Genomic DNA, 24,350 nt, shown 5'->3' with positions numbered 1-24,350 from the left:
TACAGCATGAAATTTAATAACATGATTTTACACAGGGATACGCTCGCCTTGTTTAATTGGATTAGCCTCCTTCACCACTTTCTTTCTTTTTAAAATATATCCGCCCAGCGGAGGCAAATGAAGCTGTGCCGATTGCACTTGATTCATCCAATGCAGGTGCTCACTATGGACGGCCGGATGATGTACACCTGAACCAAAATAGTTCAAATCGTCTGAATTCAAAACTACTTCCCATTCACCGGCATAAGGTAAACCAATACGAAAATGTTCCCGAACAACAGGCGTTAAGTTAAGTACAACGACCGTATCATCCCAGGCGTCAAATCCCTTTCGCCAATAGACGACAATTGAATTTTCACGATCACCAGCATCTATCCATTCAAATCCAGCGGCGTCAAAAGCCTTCTGGTAAAGACTTGGTTGGCTCCTATAAACCGTATTCAGGTCGGCTACAAATTGCTTCATACCCTGATGTGGCGCAAACTCCAAAAGATGCCAATCAAGCGATTGGTTTACATTCCACTCCGAAGTTTGCCCAAATTCTCCGCCCATAAACAGCAATTTTGTTCCCGAAAAAGTATACATAAAGAGATACAATGCCCGCAGGTTGGCAAACTTTTGCCATTCATCGCCCGGCATCTTATAAATTAATGAATGCTTTCCGTAAACAACCTCATCATGTGACAGCGGTAGCATAAAATTTTCATGGAAAGCATATACTGTCGCAAAGGTCAGTCGATCATGATGATAGCTGCGATTAATCGGATCCTCTTTAAAATAATCCAATGTGTCATGCATCCAGCCCATCATCCATTTCATTCCGAAACCCAATCCACCAGCATAGGTTGGGCGACTGACACCTGGCCAGGAAGTCGATTCTTCCGCGATGGTCTGCACATGCGGGAAATGTCCGTAAACGGCCTCATTCAGCTCTTTTAAAAATTGTACTGCTTCGAGATTTTCATTTCCACCAAACTCATTGGCAATCCACTCGCCTGCGTTTCGACTATAATCCAAATAGAGCATAGAAGCTACCGCATCGACCCGAAGTCCATCGATATGAAAACGATCCAACCAATAAAATGCATTACTGATCAAAAAAGAACGCACTTCATTACGTCCGTAGTTGAAAATATAGGATTGCCAATCGGGATGAAACCCTTTACGGGGATCTTCATGCTCGTATAAGCTCGTACCGTCAAAACGATAAAGACCATGTGCGTCACCTGGAAAATGTGACGGAACCCAATCCAACAATACACCTATCCCGGCGGCATGCAGCTCCTCAATCAGATACATGAGATCTTGTGCCGATCCGTAGCGTGAACTCGCAGCAAAATAGCCTGTTATCTGGTATCCCCAAGAAGGATAATAGGGATGTTCCATCAGGGGCATAAATTCTACATGGGTAAAATTCATCTCCTTCACATAGGATACGAGCGCCACAGCGATTTCGCGGTAGTTGAGCAAAGTATCCGGACTTTCGGGATCCCGCGACCAGGAGCCTAAATGCACTTCATAGACAGACCATGGTTGATCCAGCCTGTTTTTAACAGCCCTTTCCTGCATCCATTGCTTATCCTGCCACTCGTACCAAGTCGAATGAACAATGGAAGCAGTCTTTGGCGCGATCTCCCACTGAAAAGCAAAGGGGTCTCCTTTTTCAAGTTGTTCGCCAGTATAAGTCTCAATAACATACTTATACGCCTCCCCATTGCCAAGCCCCGGAATAAATCCCTCCCAGATTCCGCTACCATCCCAGCGCACATAGAGCGCGTGACGCGCTTTATCCCAAAAATTGAAGTTGCCGGTTACAAAGACCGATTTTGCATTCGGAGCCCAAACCGCAAAATAAACGCCTTTTTCACCATTGACTTCCAGCTCGTGTGAACCGAACTTTTCGTATAATTTGAAGTGCTTACCCGACTGGAATAAGGCGACATCAAATTCAGAAAATAGACTATGCGGAATTACTTCATTGGTCATGTTTTAACCTTCTATCAATATGTTATCAAATTCTCGTGCGACATTAATCCAATACCGCCCCTTATCATCTACTTGTACTTTTGTTTCAATACCATCGGTCTTAACCTTCTTAACCTGAAAAGGCAAGCCGATTAACTGTAATTTATATTCCTCATATCGCTCCGTAAAAAGCCCATCTTGCGTCTGTTTAATCGACAGGGATTCTTTGAGCCCCGATACGGTAAAGCATTTTTCAAGATAAATATCCTGCTCATACGCAAAGGTGTCGCCATGATCCGAATACACATACGAACGGGTTACACCTTCAGCGAAGTAAACATTGAGCTGCAGCTCCTCAATCTTCTTTTCACCAGTGTATTGCATCACTGGATATTCGGGGATAACAGATCCTCCACGAATGAAAATCGGCATCTCATCAATCGGCGTAGGAACAGTATGTTCTTTACCGCCCACGTAGGTTTCATTATTGAAATAATAGAACCAAGTACCTTCAGGCAGATAGACAATCTTACTTTTTTGTCCCGGCTGCAATACCGGGGATACCAATATTTTATCCCCAAAACAGAATTCTTCCTCACGTTGCCAATTGGTCGGTATATGCTGTTCGACCATGGAAATCGGACGTAATATGGGAAAACCATACTTCGTTTGCTCCCAAAAACAGGTATAGATATACGGCAACAACTTATAACGGAGTTCGATAAATTTCCGATTGATCTTTTCCCAATCCTCCCCAAAACTCCAAGGCTCCCGGTCGCGGGTATCGCCAGCGGAATGCACACGCATAAAAGGTGAGAAAACGCCAAATTGCATCCATCGCGTAAATAACTCACCGTCGGGTTCACCCGTAAACCCACCGATATCCGTTCCACAAAAGGACATGCCCGAAGTAGACAAACGCTGTAACTGCAAGGTTCCCAACTTGAGGTGTTCCCAACTGGCCAAATTATCACCGGTCCAGACCGAAGAATAGCGCTGCGTACCCGCATAAGCCGCTCGGGTAATGGTAAATGGCCGTTTATTTTTATATAATTTCTTTAAACCATCATAGGTTGCCCGGACCATCTGCATGCCATAGATATTATGTGCCTTACGATGCGAACCCCGATGGCCGTCGTATTGGTGACGTACATCGTCGGGGAATGTTCCGCGGCCAAATACGGCCGGTTCATTCATATCGTTCCAAAAGCCAGCCACGCCATCTTCCACAAGCCCCTGGTATAAGGTGCCCCACCATTGACGAACCTCCGGATTGGTAAAATCAGGAAATTGACAACGTCCCGGCCACACAAATCCTTCCATAAAATAATCATCCCCGCGGCGACAGAAATACCTATTTTCCTTTCCTTCCCTGAACACCCAGTAGTTCTCATCAACCTTGATGCCCGGATCGATCATCACCACCGTTTTAAAGCCATCATTGGCCAAATCGCTGATCATATTCTTTGGATTGGGAAAATACTGCTTGTTCCAGGTAAAACAACGGTATCCTTCCATGTAATCGATATCAAGATAAATCGCATCACAGGGGATCTGTCGCTTCCGAAACTCCTCAGCAACCTTCCGGACATTCGCTTCGGGGTAATAACTCCAGCGACACTGATGGTAACCAATTGCCCACAGCGGTGGCAGGTAGTGCGTACCTGTCAGCGTATGATAGCGACGGATAACGTCGATAATATGTGGACCATGGATGTAGTAGTATTGCAGTTCCCCTCCTTCGGACCAAAAGCTTGTTTTTCCCGGATCTTCCGCGGCGAAATCAAAATACGTTTTAAAAGTATTGTCGAAGAATATGCCGTAGGCTTCACCATCTTTTAAACCAATATAAAACGGAATAGTTTTATAAAGTGGATCCTGATCGTAAGCAAAAGCATAAGTGTCTGAATTCCAGTTTTTAAGTCTTTTACCTCTCAGGTTCAATTTAGTGGCCTTGTCCCCCAGTCCATAAAAAGCTTCATTTTCAAAGGCCACTTTTGTGCTATATACATAGTAGCCGCCAAAATCTGGATTCTCCTCCCAGTGCATGGGTGCCAAATCAGCGTTAAACAGTTTACCCGAGCGATCAGAAAAAGAAATCAAAAAATCATTCTTATTGATCTTACAGGAAATTGTATTGGTATGGACCAGATAATGATCTGTTTCTTCCTTGCATTGATGTATACTAACGCGGTGATCTTTCTTGGCCAGGGCATACGAAAAATCCTCCAAAAAAGTGCCTTGCGGAGCCAGCCGTACCCTGACGATCTCATCCGTTACGATCTTAATTTCTACCTTGGCTTTGCCATCCGAAAAATAATAAGACTTATCGTTTTGATTGTGGGCTACTATGGTTTCAAGGTATTTCTTTTCAATTTTAGGTAAATCCAATACCGGATTATTCACATGATGCATACTCTCCAAAGTACCATCATTTTCCTCCTCATGTAGTGTGGTTTGATTTAGGTTGTCGTCTTCAAGCATAGTTGTAATATGTTAAAAAGTTTCTGAAGGCTTAATTCCTCTTTAAGATAGAAAATTAATCCTGCGCTGACAACAAAACACAAAAAAAAATCCCACCTATAGGGATAGGCGGGATTTTTTTCGATACCTGTGGATAAACTTCTACAGCTTACTTAACAAAATGCGCACGAAGCATCCAGGCCATCTTTTCATGCTTTTCCAATAGTCCGACCAAAAAGTCCTCTGTACCATTGTCGGCTGTACCTTCGACCACGGAAATGTCGGCGCGAATTGACATCGCTATGGCCTCATGATCAGCCAACAGTTCCTTATAATAAGACTGGCTGTCGGTCTTTTCTGAGGTAGACTCCGTCAAGCGAGTCAATTTCAAATATTTATCAAAGGTACCTACTGCATAATGCCCTAAAGTACGTACACGTTCTGCTACTTCATCGATCACTTCAGCTAGTTCATCGTATTGTGATTCCAAAAATAAGTGAGCAGCATGAAAATCCGCACCTTCCACATTCCAATGCGCGTTGCGCGTTTTCATGTAGACAATGTGTTCATCTGCCAACAGCACATTTAGCAACTTTGCAACTTTTTTCAAGTCCGCATCTTTAATTCCAATTGAAGTTTTCATATTATAATCTTTTGTTAACTATATGTTTTAAATGCTTAGTTAAATTTACCCAAAAATGCGGTAAAAACCAAAAAAAGCCAGTCAAATTCACAACATTCAACTCCACACACTGCAACAAACCCGCTTTGAGGTTCGTATAACTGCAAAGCCGTTGCCATACAGAAAAAATGTACCGAGGCTGCATCGAGATTGTTCTTAGTAGACAGCAATAAAACTTAAACAGTCCCTTATAAACGAAACATTTTAAAGAAAAAAACAAAAATCGATCAAGCTATTATTTAAAGCACATAATGTTGTATTTTTGCGGACATCTTTATTTGGAGGGAAAGCTGCGGACAACATGGACAACAATACATATTTTCACAAATTCAAACAGGATATTTCAGCAATTGAACTTCCAACACGGTTTACCTTCCCATTTTGTTATGAACCGCACCCTCTTGCCGTGATCGCTGCAAAAGAACTCCAATATTACATCGAAACACAAGACGATTGGACCCACAATTTTGGCCTGGACTCCGCCGTGGAGGGCCTCGCTATTGGAAAAATGTTCGGTGTGCTGGTTGTCAGAAACTCGAAGAACGAGCTTGGCTACCTTGCGGCCGTTTCAGGGAAACTGGCCGGAAGCAACAAGCACCGGTATTTTGTACCGCCAATCTTCGATATGTTGGAAGAAAACAGTTTTTTTCTACACGAAGAGGTACATCTCAATGCGCTGAACCGCAAAATAGAAACGCTTGAAAACAGTGAAGAGCTAGCAAACACGCAGCGTAATCTTGGCCGTTTAAAAAACGAATGGGATAAATCCCTCGATGAGCTAAAATCGAAATTAAGGATCCAAAAGAAGGAACGAAAAGAAATCCGCACGAAAATGAAGGTCAGTTTGTCCGATGCGGATTATGAATTATTGATGGAAGACATGCGAAGCCAGAGTTTAAAAGACAAACAACAGCTTCAGCGCTTTCAATATGACATGCATTTGGCCCTGGAAACGGAAAGCAACCATCTCCAACAATTGCTTGCTACGATTGCCGCCCTAAAAGAGGAACGCAAAATGCGCTCAGGTAATCTGCAAAAACAGCTTTTCGAACAATATAATTTTCATAATGCAAAGGGACAACACAAGAATGTCGTCGATATATTCCATGAATTTGACCATATAACTCCGCCTGCAGGATCGGGGGAATGCGCTGCACCAAAACTGCTGCAATATGCGTATGGAAACCAATTCTCCCCCATTGCTTTGGCTGAATTTTGGTGGGGCTGCTCCCCTGCATCTGAAATACGCAGGCACAAAAACTACTATCCGGCATGCCGCAAAAAATGTGAACCGATTTTAGGGTATATGCTGCAAGGCTTGGTCGTAGATCCGAATCCCATGCAGCAGGAAACGACCTTGGATATCACACTTCCCCAAATTTACGAAGATGAAGATATTATCATCATCAACAAGCCGGCCGAATTTCTCTCTGTACCAGGAATATATGTCAAGGATTCGGTCTACACCCGCATTCTCCAACGCTACCCAAGTGCAGGACCGATTATTATCCACCGCCTGGACATGTCGACATCCGGCCTGCTGGTTGTTGCCAAAAACAAAGAGGCGCATAAATTTATTCAAGATCAATTTATACAACATACCATCAAAAAAACATACATTGCCTTGCTTGATGGTATTATCGAGGCTCCCTCCGGCTTGATCGACCTTCCACTTCGCGTCGATCTGGATGATCGCCCCCGACAAATGGTCTGCTACACCTATGGTAAACCGGCGCAGACAAAATGGGAAAAAATTGCAATAGAGAATAATCAAACACGGGTCAGGTTTTATCCCTTGACGGGCCGAACCCACCAGCTTCGCATGCATGCGGTGCACCCCAGTGGGTTAAATACGCCTATCGTTGGTGACGATCTCTATGGCAGAAAAGCCAATAGATTACACCTCCACGCGGCTTCAATTACCTTTATTCATCCACGTTTCAAGCAAGAAATGACCTTCGAAATCGCGCCAGATTTTTAACAGCGTTGACTATATCGTTACAAAAGTCAGTAAATATGGGAACGGAAAATCATCGCGAAGTCAAAATGTAATGTGAAATTTATTGACCCAAATCAACAATTTACCATAAATAACTCACAAACAGATCTTTAAAAGGAAATATAATTCAACTGCTTTCCTTTATTACATTACAATAAAATTTTAATTATTCTTAATTTTTTGTTTCCTTTGTTCACTGATTTTTTGATTTTAATACCTATAAAGTCAAAAATAAAGTAGAGACAGGAAAACAATTTTGAATTTTCAAGATTATAGCAATATAATGAAAGCTAAAATAAACGCAACAACCTTCATAACTAAACTCTTTTTTTCGATAACGCTCGTACTAACGGTGTCCATGGCTTTTGCCCAAAACAAAACCGTTACCGGTACAGTTAAAGATGCAAAGACCAAGAATCCTATACCCTATGCTACCGTAGCCGTCGTTGGCGCCCCGGCTTCCGCTGGAACCGCCACGTCGACCAATGCAAATGGTGAATTCAAACTTGTCTTTCCAACATCTTATGTGAAAATCAGGGCAAGTTACATTGGGTATGACAGCAAAGATGCTTTTGTTACGAATGACGCTACGCAAACAAAAGAAATTTTGATGGATGAACAGGACAACATGCTGGAGGAAGTTGTCGTCAAAGCCAAAAAGAAAAAATACAGCAACAAAGATAATCCTGCTGTCGCATTGATCCGAAAAGTCATCGAGAATAAGGAAAAAAATAGACTTTCAGGTCAACAGTATGCTGAATTTGACCAATACGAGAAGATGTCTTTAGGACTGAGCAATCTTTCGGAGAAATTCGTCAATAAAAAAATATTCAAAAATTACCAATTTCTTTTTGAAACGGATGACTCCGCTAAAACAGCCAACAAATATGTTTTGCCTGCTTTCATTGAAGAAAAAATGTCCAAGGTTTATTACCGTAAAGATCCAAGCAAAACCAAACAGTATATCCTTGGTAATCAACGCGCACAGTTTGACCCTAAATTTATTGACAACGATGGTCTGACAGCCTACTTCAATAAATTATATGAACAAGTTGATATTTATGATAACAACATTTCATTGGTTACCAATCAGTTTTTAAGCCCAATTGCAAACTCCGCACCTACTTTTTATAAGTTTTACATTACGGATACCATTAAGACTGTACAGCCTTGGTTGGTCGAATTGAGCTTCTTTCCACGCAACAAGGCAGACATGTTATTCAAAGGCCAACTGTATGTTACCTTAGACGGCAATTATGCCGTACAGGGCGCTAATATGACTGTTGCAGATGATATTAATCTAAACTTTGTACGTGACCTCCAGATACAGCTTAAATTTGAGAAAGATAGCAAAAGTCGCTTTTACTTAAAAACAAGTACTCTGGGTATTGATTTTTCTTTAACAGAAAAAGGCATGGGGATCCGTGGAAGCCGAACAGTAGATTACAATAATTACAAAGTCGGCATTCAGCGTCCTGATAGCACCTATGATGGTCCATCTACCGTCATTGCTTACAATGTAGAAAACAAGAAAGCAACAAAATCATTATTTGAAACACAACGTCCGCTTGCCCTTGCGCAAAACGAATTGAATATCTATCATAATATTGATACTTTACAAAAGATCCCTTCCTTCCGTACCTTCATGGACATCGCTGCATTGGTACTTTCCGGATACAAACAAGCCGGTCCGGTTGAGATCGGTCCTGTAAATACATTCTATAGTTTTAATCCGGTTGAGGGCTTCCGATTACGGGTTGGTGGACGTACGACCGAATCTTTAAGCAAACGTTTCTATGCGGAAACGTATGCGGCCTATGGTTTTAAAGATCAGAAATGGAAATACTTTTTCAGCGGCACGTATGCATTCAACAATAAATCGGTATACTCCTTCCCGATGCATTATATCAGGGCCTCCTATAAAAAGGACACGAAGATTCCGGGACAAAAACTGGAATTTATTCAGGAAGATAACTTCTTACTGTCCTTCAAGCGCGGTGACAATGACCGCTACATTTATGAGACCAATTACGGCTTAGAGTATAAAAAAGAATTTTTAAATCACCTAGCCATTGGTGCTGCATTCAATATTAACAGACAAACTCCTGCTGGAAGCCTTACCTACCAGATGGTAGATGCCAACAATGAAAGTAGACTGTTTAATGAATTGAACTCGACGGAATTGTCGGTAAATTTCCGATATGCTCCACATGAAGAGTTTTATCAAGGCAAGATTTACCGCACACCAATATTCAATCAATATCCGATCTTCACGTTCAATTATACCGCTGGAATCAAAGGACTGGCTAAAGGTGAGTACAATTACCACAACTTTAATGTGGGCGCCTTTAAGCGCTTCTATTTTAGTCAATTTGGATTTGCTGATGTAACGGCAGAGGGTACTTATATTGCCGGAAAAGAGATCCCATTCCCTTTTTTGACAATCCATCGGGCAAATCAGACGTATGCGTATCAATTGAACTCGTATAACTTGATGAACTTCCTGGAGTTTGTCAGTGACCACAATGCCTCGTTGAATGTGCAATATTATATGAACGGTTTTCTGTTGAATAAAATTCCTTTGATCAAAAAGCTTAAATTACGTGAGGTATTTAGCTTCAAAGGTGTATATGGTGGCCTGCGGAAAGAAAACAATCCTGACGATCCTAACTATGGCTCAAAGGTATTCACTTGGCAGCACAATGCAGATGGTGTACAGAGTTCTTATACCTTCGGTTCAGAACCTTATATGGAAGCCAGTATCGGTCTATCCAACATTTTTAAAATATTACGTGTAGACTACGTAAAACGTCTAAACTATCTTGATCACGTCGATGCACCAGCTTGGGGTATTCGTGCGCGGGTTAGATTTGACTTCTAATAGTTTCCATAAATTTATAGTATAATTTGAAGCCCTGTCATTTGTATGAACAGGGCTTCTTTTTTTGTCCTATAATTCCGCAACATCGGCTCCCCCTCCAACGCTTTCTTGACGAAATAGCGGGGAAAGCTTCGTACTTGCTTCGTACCTTATTCGGAGACACAACAGATGTTGTACAGATGTTGACCAGATTCCGACCAGCCCCTGACCAGGTAATTCCTGGTCAGGGGCTGGTCAATATTTATTGCAAGATTGTCGCCTTCCGAAGCTGATACGAACACTATACGAAGAAAGCCCCACTGCATTAGGCCTGCAGACACAAAAAGCGATGGCTTATGAACAAAAAAATCCCCCTTGCATAGTACAAGGAGGATAAAATTAGCATATGACGGTGGTTAGTTTTTATGTTTAAATGCATCCACACCACTTTGTAGGAATGCCTTATACTCTTCTACATTGTAGTTGGCACCACTCTGGGGCACCAGTTTTTTGCCCGTCGGATCGACAATAACGTACAGCGGCTGCGAATTGCTATCGAATGTAGCCGCTTGAAAATCGCTGTTTTTCTTGCCGATGGTATTGATCTTTTTGCCACTATACTTTGAAACAAATTGTTCGTTTGCAGCCAGCTCTGTTTTATCATCCACAAAAAGTTCGGCCATCACAAATTCTTCTTTTAATAATTTTGCCACAGCTTTGTCCGTCCAGACATTCGCTTCCATTTTACGACAATTGACACAATTCCAGCCCGTAAAATCAATTAAAACAGGCTTGTTTAATTCTTTAGCCGTAGCTAAGGCCTGGTCGTAATCATAATAAGGGTCGAATCCCTTTGGCGTGCCTCTTTCATGAAAAATTTCAGCATATTTTTTCACCTTTCCATCTGAAGCCACAGTACCAGCACTTACACCAGAAGAAAGATCAAAGTCTTGTGTTGCCGATGGTGGTAAAAAAGCCGAAATCGATTTTAACGGTGCTCCCCATAAGCCCGGCACCATATAGACCACAAAAGAAAAAACAACGATGGCCAAAATAGTTCGAGGAACAGACAGGAATTTCAGCTCACTGTCATGGGAGAACTTGATCTTACCAATCAGGTATAGCCCCATCAAAGCAAAAATAGCAATCCATAGCGATAAGAACACCTCTCTATCCAACAAGTTCCAGTGGTAAGCTAGGTCGACATTGGATAAAAATTTCAATGCTAAAGCGAGTTCCAAAAAGCCTAACACGACTTTTACACTATTCAGCCAACCGCCAGATTTCGGTAAGGATTTAAGCATCGAAGGAAACATCGCAAACAAACCAAAAGGAATGGCCAGGGCAATGGAGAATCCCAGCATCCCAACTGCTGGCCCCAATCGCTCCCCTTTCGAAGCTGCCTCAACCAACAGCGTTCCAATAATCGGTCCCGTACAAGAAAATGAAACCAAGGACAAGCTGAAAGCCATAAAGAACAAGCCAACTAACCCACCTTTATCCGATTTGGCGTCCATTTTATTGACAAAGGAGCTTGGTAAGGTAATTTCAAAAGCGCCAAAAAAAGAAGCCGCAAAGCCAACCAACAACAAAAAGAAAATGAAGTTGAAGATACCGTTGGTCGAAAGTGCATTGAGTGCATCAGATCCGAATGCGACCGTGATAATCATTCCCAAAGCCACATAAATCACAATAATAAATAATCCATATAACAGGGCTTTACTAATACCGCTGGCACGACTCCCCGCCTGTTTGGTAAAATAACTCACCGTCAGCGGTAACATCGGAAAAATACAAGGCATCAACAATGCTGCAAAACCACCTAAAAGGCCCGCAATAAAGATACTCCACAGCGATTTTTTGCCCTCTGCCCCAGCTTTGTCTACGATTGTCCCAGCTACTGATTTCATCCTGGCGGAATCGGCCTTGACCGTAGCGGTATCTGGGGACTCCTCAAAAGACAGTGAATCGGGACTTATCGTACCATCCGTAAACTCAAGCTCCTCCAACTTGTTTGCTGTTGTATCCGCTTGGGCAAACATTGCCCCAGGCGCAACCAGCAACAACAAAAGGATTAATAATTTAAAATTGACTTTCATGTTGTGTTATTCTTAGGTATAAATTGGTTTTTGAATAAATGAAACCCGAGGAGCTAGAGACTCCCCGAGTTAACTATAAACATATGAAACTAAATCTTTTTAAGCACCAAATACCGGATTTGGCAACCTGCAGATCGGCTGAAAACCTGAGAAATCAACGTCTGTAGAAAGATATCCTTCTTTTACCGGCTCCTCTTTCACCAAATCCGTACTTAGGTATTTTTTGTTATCATCACAAAGTAGGGTCACCACGACCGCTTCATCGCCTAGCTCCTGCTGTAATTTAATCGCTCCGATTACATTTGCTCCCGAAGAGATTCCAACAGCCAATCCCAATTGGCGAGATAGCTTCTGCGCCATGATAATGGAGTCGCCATCGTTGGCACATACGACCGTATCGAGTTCATCCAAATCCACAATGGCAGGAATAAATTCATCAGATATTCCCTGAATACGGTGTGAACCTACCTTATGCCCTGTAGTTAAAGTTGGACTTTCTGCCGGTTCCAGGGGATGTACACGGACATTTGGGTTTACCTTTCTTAAGCTTCTACCCACACCCATGACCGTACCACCAGTTCCCACACCAGCAACAAAAGCATCAGCAACTAAGCCCTGTTCTTCCAGTTGCTTGACAATCTCATAACCGGTGGTTTTCTCATGCGCTTCGGCATTATATTGATTCTCGAATTGCCGTGGAAGAAAAACACCGCCCTTCGCAGCAAGCTCTTCACTTAAACGGATACTACCTAAAAAACCACCTTCTTCTTTGCTTATCAACTGAATATCCGCACCCATACTACGGATAATATCGGTACGTTCCTTACTCAACCAATTGGGCATAATAATCTTTACCTGATGACCAAGTGCTTTACCAATTGCTGAAAAAGCAATCCCTGTGTTTCCACTTGTGGCTTCAATAACAACATCACTCGGCCGGATCTGACAATTCATATACGCTTTGTATAAAATATAAAGCGCCATCCTATCCTTGATGCTACCGGTCAGGTTGTAGTTCTCACATTTCACGAAAATTCGTCCGGGTTTACCTTTGTAAGTATACTGTAGCTCCAACATCGGTGTATTTCCGACCAATCTCCACAGATGTTTGAATCTCTTGTCCAATGCAGGCGACAAACACGCACTTAATAATTCTTGTTCAGCCATTTCTTATAAATGATTATTCTGTTGCAAAATTGACCATTGACAAGATAATATTCAACACATCACTATAATTTCAATAAAAATTAAATTAAAAGACATAAAAACCAATAAATAATTCAGAACAATAGCGTATTTTTACAGCCGTACCGAAAATATTCAGATTATGGAATTGGATGAAATAGATGTAAAATTATTACGCCTCCTACAGCAAGACGCCTCCATGAGCAATAAAGCACTATCTTTTGAGCTCAACAAGTCTATTGCTGCTGTTCATGAGCGCGTTAGAAAGCTGAAGCGGCTGGGTTACATCAAAAAAACGGTGGCGATTTTGGACCGCCACAAAATAGGCATTGGGTTAATTTCCTTTTCCCAGGTCTTTCTCAAGGCGCATACTTTTGAAGTGTTGAATGAATTCGAAAAAGAGGTGGCTAAATTTCCCGAGGTGATGGAATGCTACCAAATGGCGGGTTCTTATGACTTTATGTTACGTATTGCAACCAAAGATATGGATGCTTATCATATTTTTCTGCGGCATCGACTGGCTGTATTACCGCAAGTAAATACCGTACAGACCTACTTTGTATTATCGGAAACGAAAAGTGAGACGGCTTATCCCCTTTAAAGGTCGTATTAAAAACGAAAGAAAAGCGCTGTCATGTGTCACCGTGCTCTATAGCACATGACAGCGCTGAAAAAACATCTAATCGAACAACAAGGTTCCTGTCACATTCCAACTACTAAAACTCGTTCCTTCAGGAGCTCCCTGTGGAATCTGCACCTGCATTGTATGGTCGCCGGCTTTTAAATCCCCCAGATCAATGTAGATTGGTGGTGTTACTGTACCCGGGCACCAATTGGAGCGGCTCAGATCGGATGAAGACAGACCTGTGGCAAAATTGCCTGAAGCTGGGTTTGACAAACGGTACGAGCCACAATCATTACGCCAAGGCGTGTATTTAAAGCGTAACGAATTGTCTAGGAAAATGCGGTTTTCCTTCGGCACAAACTCATCTCCGTTCCCCCAGCCTCCATGCCCTGTGGTAATGTAGCGTAATTGCACGTTTTTAGCGTCCTGGTCCAAATGAAACGAAACAGTAAGACCTTTCTCCTTATCAAACATAGATCCATACTCCTGGCCGCCCATTTCCATCACGTTGGTTGTGGTAAATAAAGACATCGTCTTTTTCAGGCTGCCCTTTGACTCGGCATCAAAACCCGGATGCACCGTCAACTCCACACTCACCTCATGTCCGTTTTTATCATAATTGCCGATGAAGGCCCCTACATAAACTTCCTGCTCGCTCAACATACCAGCCAATTCCGTTACGTCCTGACGGTACAGTACCGAATCTTGCCAAACCTTATCCTTTAACTGAAGATAGTTAAACTGCTTAACACCAAAAGGTGTAAAGAAACGCATCAATTCAACAATGGGCTCAAAAGATGCTGTTTTTACAACGCCTTGATAAGCTTTACCATTTCCATTTTCATACGTAGGCAGGGTACCCATACCATTTTTCATGCCATCCAAAAAGCTTTGCGCCTTGTTGGTCGGGATGATAAAAACTGATCCCGTACGGTCATAGGCATCACCCTTCGATTGTTCGACCAACTGCACAAATACATTATCGCTAGTCTTTATTTTTGGGATCTTCACCTTTTTTACCAAAACAGTCCCATTGGCAAAACGCAAAATAGAATCCGACTTTACATCATCCGCAAAACGTATGCGCTCCTTCCGAAAAACAGGTATTTGGATAAAACGATTCTTCCAGATCAGATCTTTATACGAGAGTTCATCGTACAATTTTTCATTTCCTTTCAGCCGCAGTTGCTCCGGTATCGTCTTTACCTTTTCTACTTTGGTGGCAAAAGTCCGTGTATTCCCGTTGCGGATCACCTCGAGTACCAGACCAAGGTCCTGACCAAGTTCGGTGGGTGCACCTTTTACCCCTAATTTATCGGTATACCAAACTTCTATTTTATTGGAATTGATGCTGGTCTCCACTTTTTTGCAGGGATAGCCCAAGATTGTTTTAGTCTCATTTGTCGTGTTAAATTTTTGCTTCGAAAGCGCGAGCGAATCTTTGGTTAGAATGATTGACCCGTCTTTGAGTTTAGCAATTTTAAGTAAGGCATTACCTCCGGCACGCTCCACCACAACCCGTTCGTATGGCGGCGCCAACTGTCCCTGCATTTCCTTCGCTGAACTGACAAAAGTCTCCTTTTCATTGGCATAGACGAGAATGGTATTTTGATTGGCAGCTGTATTTCCATTGAAACTTTGGTTATATTGAATGACATAACTCGACAGCTTTTGCGCCTGCGACGACAATGACAAACATAAAATAGAGGTAAAAAGAATACTTTTCTTCATAGCATGTGTATTGGTTTAGATGCAAAAATAAGAAAGGCTTTAGGAAATCCTAAAGCCTTTCTTATTTTATGCTAAAACGTTTATTTAATCAACCAGATATCCAAGAGGTAGAATACCGCAAAAATCACCGAGGCATAACCATTGGTTGTCATAAAGTCACGATTGACCCGACTTAAATTAGTCGATGAAAACAGGGTATGCTGGTAAATTAGCAATGCACCGTAAAAGGCCACACCTAAATAATAAATCCAACCGACAGGCATCAAAAATGCTGGTATTAAAATAAATATAAAAGAAAACACGTGCAGACCTTCCGAAACGCGCATGGCTCCCTTCGTTCCCAACCAAACGGGTATAGAATTCAGCTGATTGGCCCGATCAAATGCTTCATCCTGCAACGCGTAAATAATATCGAAGCCGCTCACCCAGGTCAACACTGCGAAGCCATAAAGTACCGGAACAGTCGCAAACTGTCCTGTAATAACCATATATGCACCTATTGGAGCCAATCCTAGCCCTGCTCCCAACACTAAATGGCATAAAGGTGTTATGCGCTTCGTATAGGAGTAAAAAAGCACAACAAAAAGTGCAATGGGCGACAACATAAAGCAAAGAGAATTGATAAAACATGTCGCTGCTATAAAAATCAGGCAATTTACTAACGTAAAAATCAATGCATTTTTAGCAGAAATTTTTCCGGCAGGAATATCACGCATGGCCGTTCGCGGATTAATGGCATCAATATCGCGATCCAAATAACGATTGAATGCCATAGCGGCATTACGGGCCGTTACCATACACACGAGCATCAAAACCAATAATTTCCACGAAAAGGTGTAGTCCGTTGTGTGCAATGCCAAAAAGAAACCGATGAAGGCAAATGGTAATGCAAATACACTATGGGCAAATAAAACTAAGGACAAGTATTTTTTCATCTGAACTTAAGATCTAGCTAAAACTGTTCGTTTCCTTCGGGTTCAGGGCGAACAAATCGGCCATTAACTTCATCAATGGCTTCTAAAATAGGCTCATGACCCATTTTCTTTTCCGCTGACGTTAGGAAAATCGGCGGCACCTCTTCAAACCACTGAAGCAATGATTTTTTAAATTTTGCAATGTTCACATCGGATTTGACCGTCGATTGCTTATCGGCCTTGGTGAAAACCAACATAAAGGGTAAACCGCATTCACCCAACCAATAGCAAAAATCCAAGTCTATCTTCTGTGGTTCATGACGGCTATCTACCAACACAAAAACGCACTGCAAATTGTCCCGATGGGTAAGATACCTACGGATAAACTTCTCCCATTCCGTGCGACTTGTTTTAGAGGCTTTGGCAAAACCATAACCGGGCAAATCCACCAGATACCAGGTATCGTCGATGATAAAATGATTGATCAACTGAGTCTTACCAGGCTTTTGGGAGGTCTTGGCAAGTCCTTTCTTGTTGGTCATTGCATTGATCAACGATGATTTACCGACATTCGAACGTCCGATAAACGCATACTCCGGCAAATTGGGTGCAGGTAATTTGTCAACTCTCGTGTTACTACACACGAATTCGGCTTTTTTCACTTCCATGGAACAAAGGTACGTTAAATGAATCCCTTTGACAAGATTTGTACCGCTTCTATTCCATAAAAAAGCTCCGTCCCCCATTTTATTGGCGGGATCATAAAATGTCCCTAATTATTTTTAACTTTCACTTCAAACGATTCATCAAACGACTAAGCGCTTTCCGAAGCTGCAATATGCAATCGGGGAATACGTATTATTAGCCAAATAAAAGAAGTCAGTATGTCATAAAAGAAATACAACTTGTAACTAAGAGATCCAGGATATCATAAAGGAATATAGCATGTCATAAAAGAAATATGTCTTGTAATGAGAGGTTCGAGGAAGTCCTAAAAGAATACAGTATGCCATAAAAGAAATACAACTTGTGACTGAGAGATCCTGCATGTCAGAAATGAAATTCAGCTTGTAATAAGAAGTCCAGTAGTTAAAATGCAAGCATCACCCAACAAGGAATTTTTCGGAACTGCTGTAACAATTCAGCTGCTCAAGATACTAATCACTTAAATAAACGTCAGTCTTTGGGGAAAAAGGAATGCTTTTGACGAACTCAAAGAACGAATTAATTAAACCTTAAAATAGATGTTACTCGAAATCAATCATGTCACCAAAGATTACGCCAATCACCGTGCATTGGACGACGTATCCATTCAAATCCCAAAGGGTAAAATTTTCGGACTATTGGGACCAAACGGGGCCGGAAAAACGTCCCTGATCCGTATTATTAACCAAATTACCGCACCCGATTCCGGTGAGATTTTGTTTAATGGGGAAGCGCTGGGTCCGCAGCATATTGCACAAATCGGCTATTTACCTGAAGAGCGAGGTCTGTACAAAAAAATGAAAATCGGCGATCAAATGTTGTATTTGGCGCAACTTAAAGGACTTTCCAAGCGAGAAGCCCTAGCACGCATCCACGATTGGTGCCAGCGCCTGGACATCACATCCTGGTTGGACAAAAAAATTGAAGATCTCAGTAAAGGTATGCAGCAAAAAGTCCAATTTGTCGCCACGGTCATCCACCAACCGCAATTGATTATCTTGGATGAACCCTTTTCGGGATTTGATCCCGTCAATGCCAATATCATAAAAGAACAGATTCTCCGATTGAATCAAGAGGGGGCAACCATTATATTCTCCACACACCGCATGGAGACTGTGGAAGAGCTTTGCGATAATATTGCCCTCATCAACCGATCCAAGAAAATCCTCGATGGTTCCGTACAGGCGATTAAAAAAGAATACCGAAATCAAACCTATCGATTGGAATATACAGCCAACGAAGATAATTTTCTTCTATCCGAAGATAGCCTATTTAAGGTCATCACGTCGACAAAGCACGAAAAAACATACAATACTACAATTCAGCTAAATAACAATATTCATATCAACAATGTCTTAATGCGTTTCTTACCCGAAATACAGCTCAACCAATTGATCGAAATCGTTCCCTCCATGGCGGATATTTTCATTCAAAAAGTTACACAAGTCTCACCCCTATCTCAAGATCATGCATAAAATACTACTTATCATTCAACGGGAATACCTATCCCGTGTCAAGAAAAAATCTTTTATTGTCATGACTTTTGCCGTGCCATTGTTCTTTTTTGCATTGTATGCGGGCATGTTTTATCTGACAAAAAAGAGCTTTAAAGATTCACACACCGAAGTCTTTATTTTAGATGAACAAGGCGACTTTGCGGGAAAACTGCAAAGCAATAAAAATGTAAGTTATACAATCAGTAAACTGGATCTCCAGGCACAAAAAGCGCAGCTGACCCAAAGTGAAGGAAAACAGTCGATCCTTTATATTCCAAAAGATATTTTAACAAGCCAAAGAGCCGAACTCATTACCAGTGGCAAGACCAGCTTTGTTATACAGGAGATCATTAGCGGACAGCTGGAAGAGATCATCCGTGAAAAGGAATATAAAGCCAAGGGAATTGACCTGCAGATTATCCAGTCCATTAAGCCGAAAGTCAGCATCGATGCAAAAGAAATAACAGCCGACGGCGAAGAAAAGAACAGCAACACGGCCATTGCAATGGGCCTTGGTGTCGCTTTGGCTATCTTAGTCTATCTATCCCTGTTTCTTTATGGTGCCCAGGTAATGCGTGGTATTATCGAAGAAAAGAGCAATCGTATCATCGAAGTTATTATTTCCTCGGTCAAGCCCTTTCAGCTCATGATGGGTAAAATTGTTGGAATCGGGATGGTTGGCCTGACCCAATTTGTGATGTGGCTTGTGCTTACCGGGGGCTTATTTATCACAGCAACGCTACTGTTTGTCAATCCGCAGGATATGCAGGAAGTTGCCGCTAGCCAACCTGGAGCGGGCAACATGAGTACCGTATCAAAAGCTATGGCCCAGAATGATTCTGCTTCGATCCTTACGTCGATCCAAAGCTTTAATTTCACAGAGGTCATCATTTTCTTCTTTCTGTTTTTTATTGCCGGATACCTGTTGTATAGTGCTATTTTCGCCGCTGCAGGCTCAGCTGTCGACAACGAAACAGAGGCCAATCAGTTTTCCATGCCCATTACCATGCCCTTGCTATTGACCTATATTCTCTCGTTCGGCGTCATTATCAATGATCCCAATGGACCGATAGCAACATGGTTGAGCTTTATTCCATTCACCTCACCGATCGCCATGCTCGTTCGTATACCTTTTGGTGTACCCCTATGGCAGATACTGACCTCGTTGACCTTGCTCATACTGACCTTCTTATTGGTAACCTGGGTCGCTGCACGTATCTACCGCGTCGGGATTTTGATCTATGGAAAAAAAGCAAATCTCAAAGAAATCATCAAATGGTTCAATTACAAAAGTTAGTTTTATACTGAACCTACTGTGCATAACGATCGAATATTCCCGAACAGTGTCAGCGCTCAACTAAAAGAAAGGGGCCAAATTGCAAGCAATTTGGCCCTGTACTTTTAAGCGCGCGATTAGGCTACGATCAGATGCAGTATGATCACTCCTAAAGACAGCTCAATTAATATCTTAATTTCAATTTTTTAAAGACAAAATGCCACAGCCATATCGGTCCGACAAGTAAAAACTGTAGAAACTGTTGTCCTGTGATTTTTTTCTTTTCCTTTCCCTTACCGATAAACAGCGCGACAATAGATAGCAATGCGATTCCCAAACATACCCAGATGACAGCCGGGCCACCGTTCTTCTGTGCGTACTCCAGTTGCACGATAAAGAAACTCATACCCCCGATCGAGAATAATATCGCATAGGACAAGGTTGCAGACAGCTTTAAATAATAATAAATAACAATAGCGATGAAGAAAGAGCCCCAATTCAAAAAGGTATGCCAATTGAGTTTGACCAAGAATTCGAACTGTGGAAATGGAATCATCCAGATGCAGCCCATGATACCAAAAAACAATAATGGTAAAAAGATGGCCTGAATCAGGCGGTTGGTCGGATCCTGAAAATTAGCATCCAGCTCCGCAAAATACTTATCCACGGGGCGTAAAGGTTCGACTTCTTGAACTTTCTTCTTTTGTTTCATTCGGCAAATTTAACAAATATTGAGCATGCCTTAGGTCTTAAAAATGATAATATTCCCTATTTTTTGGTCTGCCGTAGGTCATTATCTGCTTTCAGGGCAAACAAACTCGCTTACTCCTATTCTATTCCGTAATATTGCAGCATGAAGTCTTACAAACATATCTTATTCGATCTGGACGGAACCCTGACCGACCCTGCAGAAGGGATTACAAAATGTATTGCCTATGCCTTGGAATCAAAAGGCATCCATACAGCCGATCTGAATAGCCTCAAACCCTTGATCGGTCCGCCCCTTAAAGATTCTTTCATACATACCTTTGGATTTGGGGAAAGCGAAGCAATTGCCTGTGTAGAAAAATATCGGGAGCGCTTTTCAGCCATAGGGCTGTATGAGAACATCTTGTTTGATCGCATACCGGAGCTTTTGGAGCATTTAAAAATAGGAGGTTACAAGATTTATCTTGCCACATCCAAACCCGAAATATTTGCCCACAAAATATTACAGCACTTTGCCATAAATACCTATTTTGATTTTGCCGGCGGAAGCGCGTTAGACGATTCCAGACCGACCAAAACCAGCGTCATCCAATATGTCATGGAAAAGGGCAAACTAACAAATCCACAGGACTGCCTCATGATCGGCGATCGCAAACATGATCTGATTGGCGCAAGGGAAACAGCCATGGATGCTGTTGGTGTATTGTATGGCTATGGTAGCCAAGCTGAACTCAAACAGGAGTCACCGACCTATCTCATCCAGACAGTGCCTGATCTGATTGAATTTTTCAATTAAAAAATAGGGATCCTAAATTAAAGACAATTTAGGTTGAGTCCATTTAGGTCAACTTGATTCAAGTCTAGTCTATTCAAGTCTGGTCTATTCAGATCAATTCCAATACAGTCTATTGACACCAATTCAAGTCCATTCACCAGGCAAGACACAAGTCAACCCCAAACACCTTGAATAGCTGAAATCATCCTGTTAGGGGAAAGCTGTAGAATTCCATAAAAAAAGCTCCAATCGAAATGATTGGAGCTTTTTTAAGATGGATCCTTGGATCTATTTTGCGTAAGACACCGATCTTGTCTCACGGATCACAGTTACTTTAATTTGCCCTGGATACGTCATTTCCGTTTGGATACGGTTAGAGATATCAGCAGCGAGTATTTCCGACTGCGCATCAGAGACCTTCTCACTCTCCACGATGACACGTAGTTCACGACCAGCTTGTATCGCGAAGGTCTTCTCAACCCCAGGATACGATAAAGCCAAGTCTTCCAGCTCTTTTAAGCGCTTGATATAACTTTCTACAACCTCACGGCGTGCGCCCGGGCGTGCACCAGAAATCGCGTCACAGGCTTGAACAACCGGAGATATTAAAGCCGTCATTTCGATCTCATCATGGTGAGCACCAATTGCGTTACATACATCAGGATGTTCCTTGTATTTCTCTGCAAGTTGCATACCTAAAATAGCGTGTGGCAACTCTGGATTATCATCAGGCACTTTACCAATATCGTGTAGTAATCCAGCACGTTTCGCATGTTTAACATTCAGGCCCAGTTCTGCTGCCATTGTCGCTGCAAAATTAGCAACCTCACGCGAGTGCTGTAAAAGATTCTGTCCGTAAGATGAACGGTAACGCATACGCCCTACCATACGAATCAACTCGGGGTGCAAACCATGGATCCCCAAATCGATCGCTGTACGTTCACCGATTTCAACAATTTCATCCTCAATTTGCGTCCGCGTTTTTGCAACAACTTCCTCAATACGTGCAGGGTGGATACGACCATCGGTTACCAAACGGTGTAAAGCTAAACGTGCGATTTCCCGACGTACAGGATCGAAACCGGATAGGATAATTGCTTCAGGTGTATCATCGACGATGATCTCTACGCCTGTTGCAGCTTCCAAAGCACGAATATTACGACCTTCACGACCAATAATACGCCCTTTAATTTCATCATTTTCAATATTGAAAATTGAAACGGTATTTTCGATCGCAGATTCCGTAGCAGTACGTTGGATTGTCTGTATAACAACCTTTTTCGCCTCTTTAGTCGCAGTCAATTTTGCTTCATCCACAATATCTTTGATTTGAATCATGGCTTGTGAGCGGGCTTCTTCACGCAACGAATCCACCAATTGATTTTTTGCTTCGTCGGCTGTTACGCCAGCGATGCTTTCCAATTGTTTAATCTGTTGTAATTTGAGCGTTTCTACTTCTTCAGATTTCTTTTCATTCAGTTCAACCAATTTATCCAATTGCTTTTTCTTGGCATCCACCTCCTGCTTGTCGCGGTTGATGTTTTCCAATTTTTGGTTAATTGACTGCTCTTTTTGTCTTAACGTATTTTCCTTCTGGTTGATGGTATTGTTACGTTGATTGACTTCCTTTTCATGTTCAGATTTTAATTGAAGGAACTTTTCTTTGGCCTCTAACAGGCGTTTCTTTTTAATGTGTTCCCCTTCCTGCTCTGCATCTTTCAGTATGCTATTTACCTTATCCTTGGCTTCCTGTTCTTGTTTTTTAAACAACAAAACCAATAGATAACGACCTATAACAACACCAACAATCAGAGAAATTATGCTATAAATTGCGATGTCCATGTATGTATAATTGTATTATTATGTTTGTTTTTATTAATTATATTCAAATTCCGGTAAAATCATCAATCGGCCTTTCCCCTACTTCGGTATGTAACAACGAAGTAGCGAGCTTACGAAGCTCGTACGACTTTCATGACAAAAAAAAACCGCAATTAAATTTAAACAGGTCTCATGTATTATTAAACTTCGTGATTACATAATTAGGCTTAGATTGTGACCCAGATGGCTTTCGCAAAATGGCCTATATCTTTTTGCGCCTGTAATATTGAAGCGTTAAGTTTAAAATAGTGACAACCCGAATTTAATTGCGGCAAATTCGTCGTTTAAGCTCTAAATATAAAGAACGTAAATTTATTTTTTAAAGAAATCCGTCAACAACTGATCAAGTTCCTGTACTGAATTTTCCAAGCCCACTTCGTGGTTTTGGGACTGCCGCTCTGCATTAAGCATACGCGTCGCAAATTGCAATACACACATGGACAACAAATCCTGCTTATCTCTCACAGTATAGTTTTCCTGCAATTCCTTTACTTTTTCATTTATCAATTTCGCAGCATGTCGAATTACTTCTTCTTCCGCGCTCTCCACCCGAAGGGGATAAACACGATCTGCGATATTTATTTTTATGGAAATCTCTCCCATTTCTTTGAGCTTTTTAACGTTGTATTAGTTTGAATCCGATAACACTTCTCCCAACTATTTCAACAAACTAATACATTTGTCTATTTCCCGCACAAAATCGTTAATTTTTTGTTTTGTGTCAAGTATTTTTTCATTAATTGCTTCCTTATCCGTTTCAGAATCTAACGTACGGGCAACTGCCAACGCTTTGACCTTCTCTTCCAACTGCTTGCTCTTATCGTTGCTCGCATCGAAAGCCACTTTTAAGGATTGTACCTCTAATTTAAGCAAATCATTTTCTTCTTGCAAGACTTCGCACAATTGAATTAAATTTTTCGTTTTCTCAACGATCAGATTCATTTGTGAAGACAATGTTGCCATAGTATAAATTGAATATTACCAAT

18 protein-coding genes are annotated in these 24,350 nt (G+C 41.7%); 6 read left to right on the top strand and 12 right to left on the bottom strand.

The window, feature by feature from the left end:
• Positions 1 to 27 precede the first annotated feature (27 nt).
• The 3 genes from glgB to AAW12_RS22145 form a co-directional block, all read right to left on the bottom strand.
• Entirely contained in the window at positions 28 to 1,986 is a 1,959-nt protein-coding gene (glgB, locus tag AAW12_RS22155; protein ID WP_046675846.1) for a 1,4-alpha-glucan branching protein GlgB, read from the bottom strand.
• 3 nt (positions 1,987 to 1,989) lie between these two features.
• Positions 1,990 to 4,449, bottom strand: coding sequence for a glycoside hydrolase family 31 protein (locus AAW12_RS22150; RefSeq protein ID WP_046675845.1), 2,460 nt, complete (start codon positions 4,447 to 4,449; stop codon positions 1,990 to 1,992).
• Between the two features lie 148 nt (positions 4,450 to 4,597).
• On the bottom strand, positions 4,598 to 5,071 hold the full coding sequence (locus AAW12_RS22145; RefSeq protein WP_046675844.1) for a Dps family protein: 474 nt from the start codon (positions 5,069 to 5,071) through the stop codon (positions 4,598 to 4,600).
• A gap of 340 nt (positions 5,072 to 5,411) precedes the next feature.
• Here AAW12_RS22145 and AAW12_RS22140 point away from each other — a divergent pair, with 340 nt between their 5' ends.
• Both AAW12_RS22140 and AAW12_RS22135 read left to right on the top strand, forming a co-directional pair.
• Complete coding sequence (locus AAW12_RS22140; RefSeq protein WP_046675843.1) at positions 5,412 to 7,091, top strand: RluA family pseudouridine synthase; 1,680 nt, start codon at positions 5,412 to 5,414, stop codon at positions 7,089 to 7,091.
• 301 nt (positions 7,092 to 7,392) lie between these two features.
• Positions 7,393 to 9,990, top strand: coding sequence for a DUF5686 and carboxypeptidase-like regulatory domain-containing protein (locus AAW12_RS22135; RefSeq protein ID WP_046675842.1), 2,598 nt, complete (start codon positions 7,393 to 7,395; stop codon positions 9,988 to 9,990).
• A 395-nt stretch (positions 9,991 to 10,385) separates the two neighbouring features.
• On the opposite strand, the gene AAW12_RS22130 is transcribed toward AAW12_RS22135, so the two are convergent.
• On the bottom strand, positions 10,386 to 12,068 hold the full coding sequence (locus AAW12_RS22130; protein ID WP_046675841.1) for a protein-disulfide reductase DsbD family protein: 1,683 nt from the start codon (positions 12,066 to 12,068) through the stop codon (positions 10,386 to 10,388).
• Between the two features lie 99 nt (positions 12,069 to 12,167).
• A complete protein-coding gene (locus tag AAW12_RS22125) occupies positions 12,168 to 13,235 on the bottom strand; it encodes a PLP-dependent cysteine synthase family protein (protein WP_046675840.1) in 1,068 nt (355 codons plus the stop codon).
• 160 nt (positions 13,236 to 13,395) lie between these two features.
• Between AAW12_RS22125 and AAW12_RS22120 the strand changes: the two genes are divergently transcribed.
• On the top strand, positions 13,396 to 13,854 hold the full coding sequence (locus AAW12_RS22120; protein ID WP_046675839.1) for an Lrp/AsnC family transcriptional regulator: 459 nt from the start codon (positions 13,396 to 13,398) through the stop codon (positions 13,852 to 13,854).
• 78 nt (positions 13,855 to 13,932) lie between these two features.
• Here the strand turns inward: AAW12_RS22120 and AAW12_RS22115 are convergent, their stop codons facing one another.
• From AAW12_RS22115 to yihA, 3 genes are all read right to left on the bottom strand, one after another.
• Positions 13,933 to 15,609 (bottom strand): PNGase F N-terminal domain-containing protein, encoded by a 1,677-nt coding sequence (locus AAW12_RS22115; RefSeq protein WP_046675838.1) that lies wholly within the window; start codon positions 15,607 to 15,609, stop codon positions 13,933 to 13,935.
• Between the two features lie 80 nt (positions 15,610 to 15,689).
• Positions 15,690 to 16,544 carry a UbiA-like polyprenyltransferase gene (locus AAW12_RS22110; RefSeq protein ID WP_046675837.1) on the bottom strand — a complete coding sequence of 285 codons (855 nt, stop codon included), beginning with the start codon at positions 16,542 to 16,544 and terminating at the stop codon, positions 15,690 to 15,692.
• Between the two features lie 17 nt (positions 16,545 to 16,561).
• Complete coding sequence (gene yihA / locus AAW12_RS22105; protein WP_046676372.1) at positions 16,562 to 17,191, bottom strand: ribosome biogenesis GTP-binding protein YihA/YsxC; 630 nt, start codon at positions 17,189 to 17,191, stop codon at positions 16,562 to 16,564.
• A gap of 576 nt (positions 17,192 to 17,767) precedes the next feature.
• Here yihA and AAW12_RS22100 point away from each other — a divergent pair.
• Positions 17,768 to 18,703, top strand: coding sequence for an ABC transporter ATP-binding protein (locus tag AAW12_RS22100; RefSeq protein ID WP_046675836.1), 936 nt, complete (start codon positions 17,768 to 17,770; stop codon positions 18,701 to 18,703).
• A complete protein-coding gene (locus tag AAW12_RS22095; RefSeq protein ID WP_046675835.1) occupies positions 18,696 to 20,021 on the top strand; it encodes an ABC transporter permease in 1,326 nt (441 codons plus the stop codon). The genes AAW12_RS22100 and AAW12_RS22095 overlap by 8 nt, the downstream gene beginning before the upstream one ends.
• A 163-nt stretch (positions 20,022 to 20,184) precedes the next feature.
• Here the strand turns inward: AAW12_RS22095 and AAW12_RS22090 are convergent, their stop codons facing one another.
• Entirely contained in the window at positions 20,185 to 20,712 is a 528-nt protein-coding gene (locus AAW12_RS22090; RefSeq protein WP_046675834.1) for an Mpo1-like protein, read from the bottom strand.
• Between the two features lie 141 nt (positions 20,713 to 20,853).
• On the opposite strand from AAW12_RS22090, the gene AAW12_RS22085 reads away from it, so the two are divergent.
• Positions 20,854 to 21,504, top strand: coding sequence for an HAD-IA family hydrolase (locus AAW12_RS22085; RefSeq protein ID WP_046675833.1), 651 nt, complete (start codon positions 20,854 to 20,856; stop codon positions 21,502 to 21,504).
• 267 nt (positions 21,505 to 21,771) lie between these two features.
• Here the strand turns inward: AAW12_RS22085 and rny are convergent, their stop codons facing one another.
• The 3 genes from rny to AAW12_RS22070 all read right to left on the bottom strand — a co-directional run bounded on the left by rny (position 21,772) and on the right by AAW12_RS22070 (position 24,327).
• Positions 21,772 to 23,325 (bottom strand): ribonuclease Y, encoded by a 1,554-nt coding sequence (rny, locus tag AAW12_RS22080; RefSeq protein WP_046675832.1) that lies wholly within the window; start codon positions 23,323 to 23,325, stop codon positions 21,772 to 21,774.
• Between the two features lie 351 nt (positions 23,326 to 23,676).
• Entirely contained in the window at positions 23,677 to 23,967 is a 291-nt protein-coding gene (locus AAW12_RS22075; protein WP_046675831.1) for a cell division protein ZapA, read from the bottom strand.
• 54 nt (positions 23,968 to 24,021) lie between these two features.
• The gene (locus AAW12_RS22070; protein ID WP_046675830.1) at positions 24,022 to 24,327 is read right to left on the bottom strand and encodes a hypothetical protein; all 306 of its coding nucleotides are present in this window, start codon (positions 24,325 to 24,327) and stop codon (positions 24,022 to 24,024) included.
• Positions 24,328 to 24,350 lie beyond the last annotated feature (23 nt).

The organism is Sphingobacterium sp. Ag1, assembly GCF_000988325.1.
Lineage (GTDB): Bacteria > Bacteroidota > Bacteroidia > Sphingobacteriales > Sphingobacteriaceae > Sphingobacterium.
This window is presented reverse-complemented; position numbering and strand designations above follow the sequence as displayed.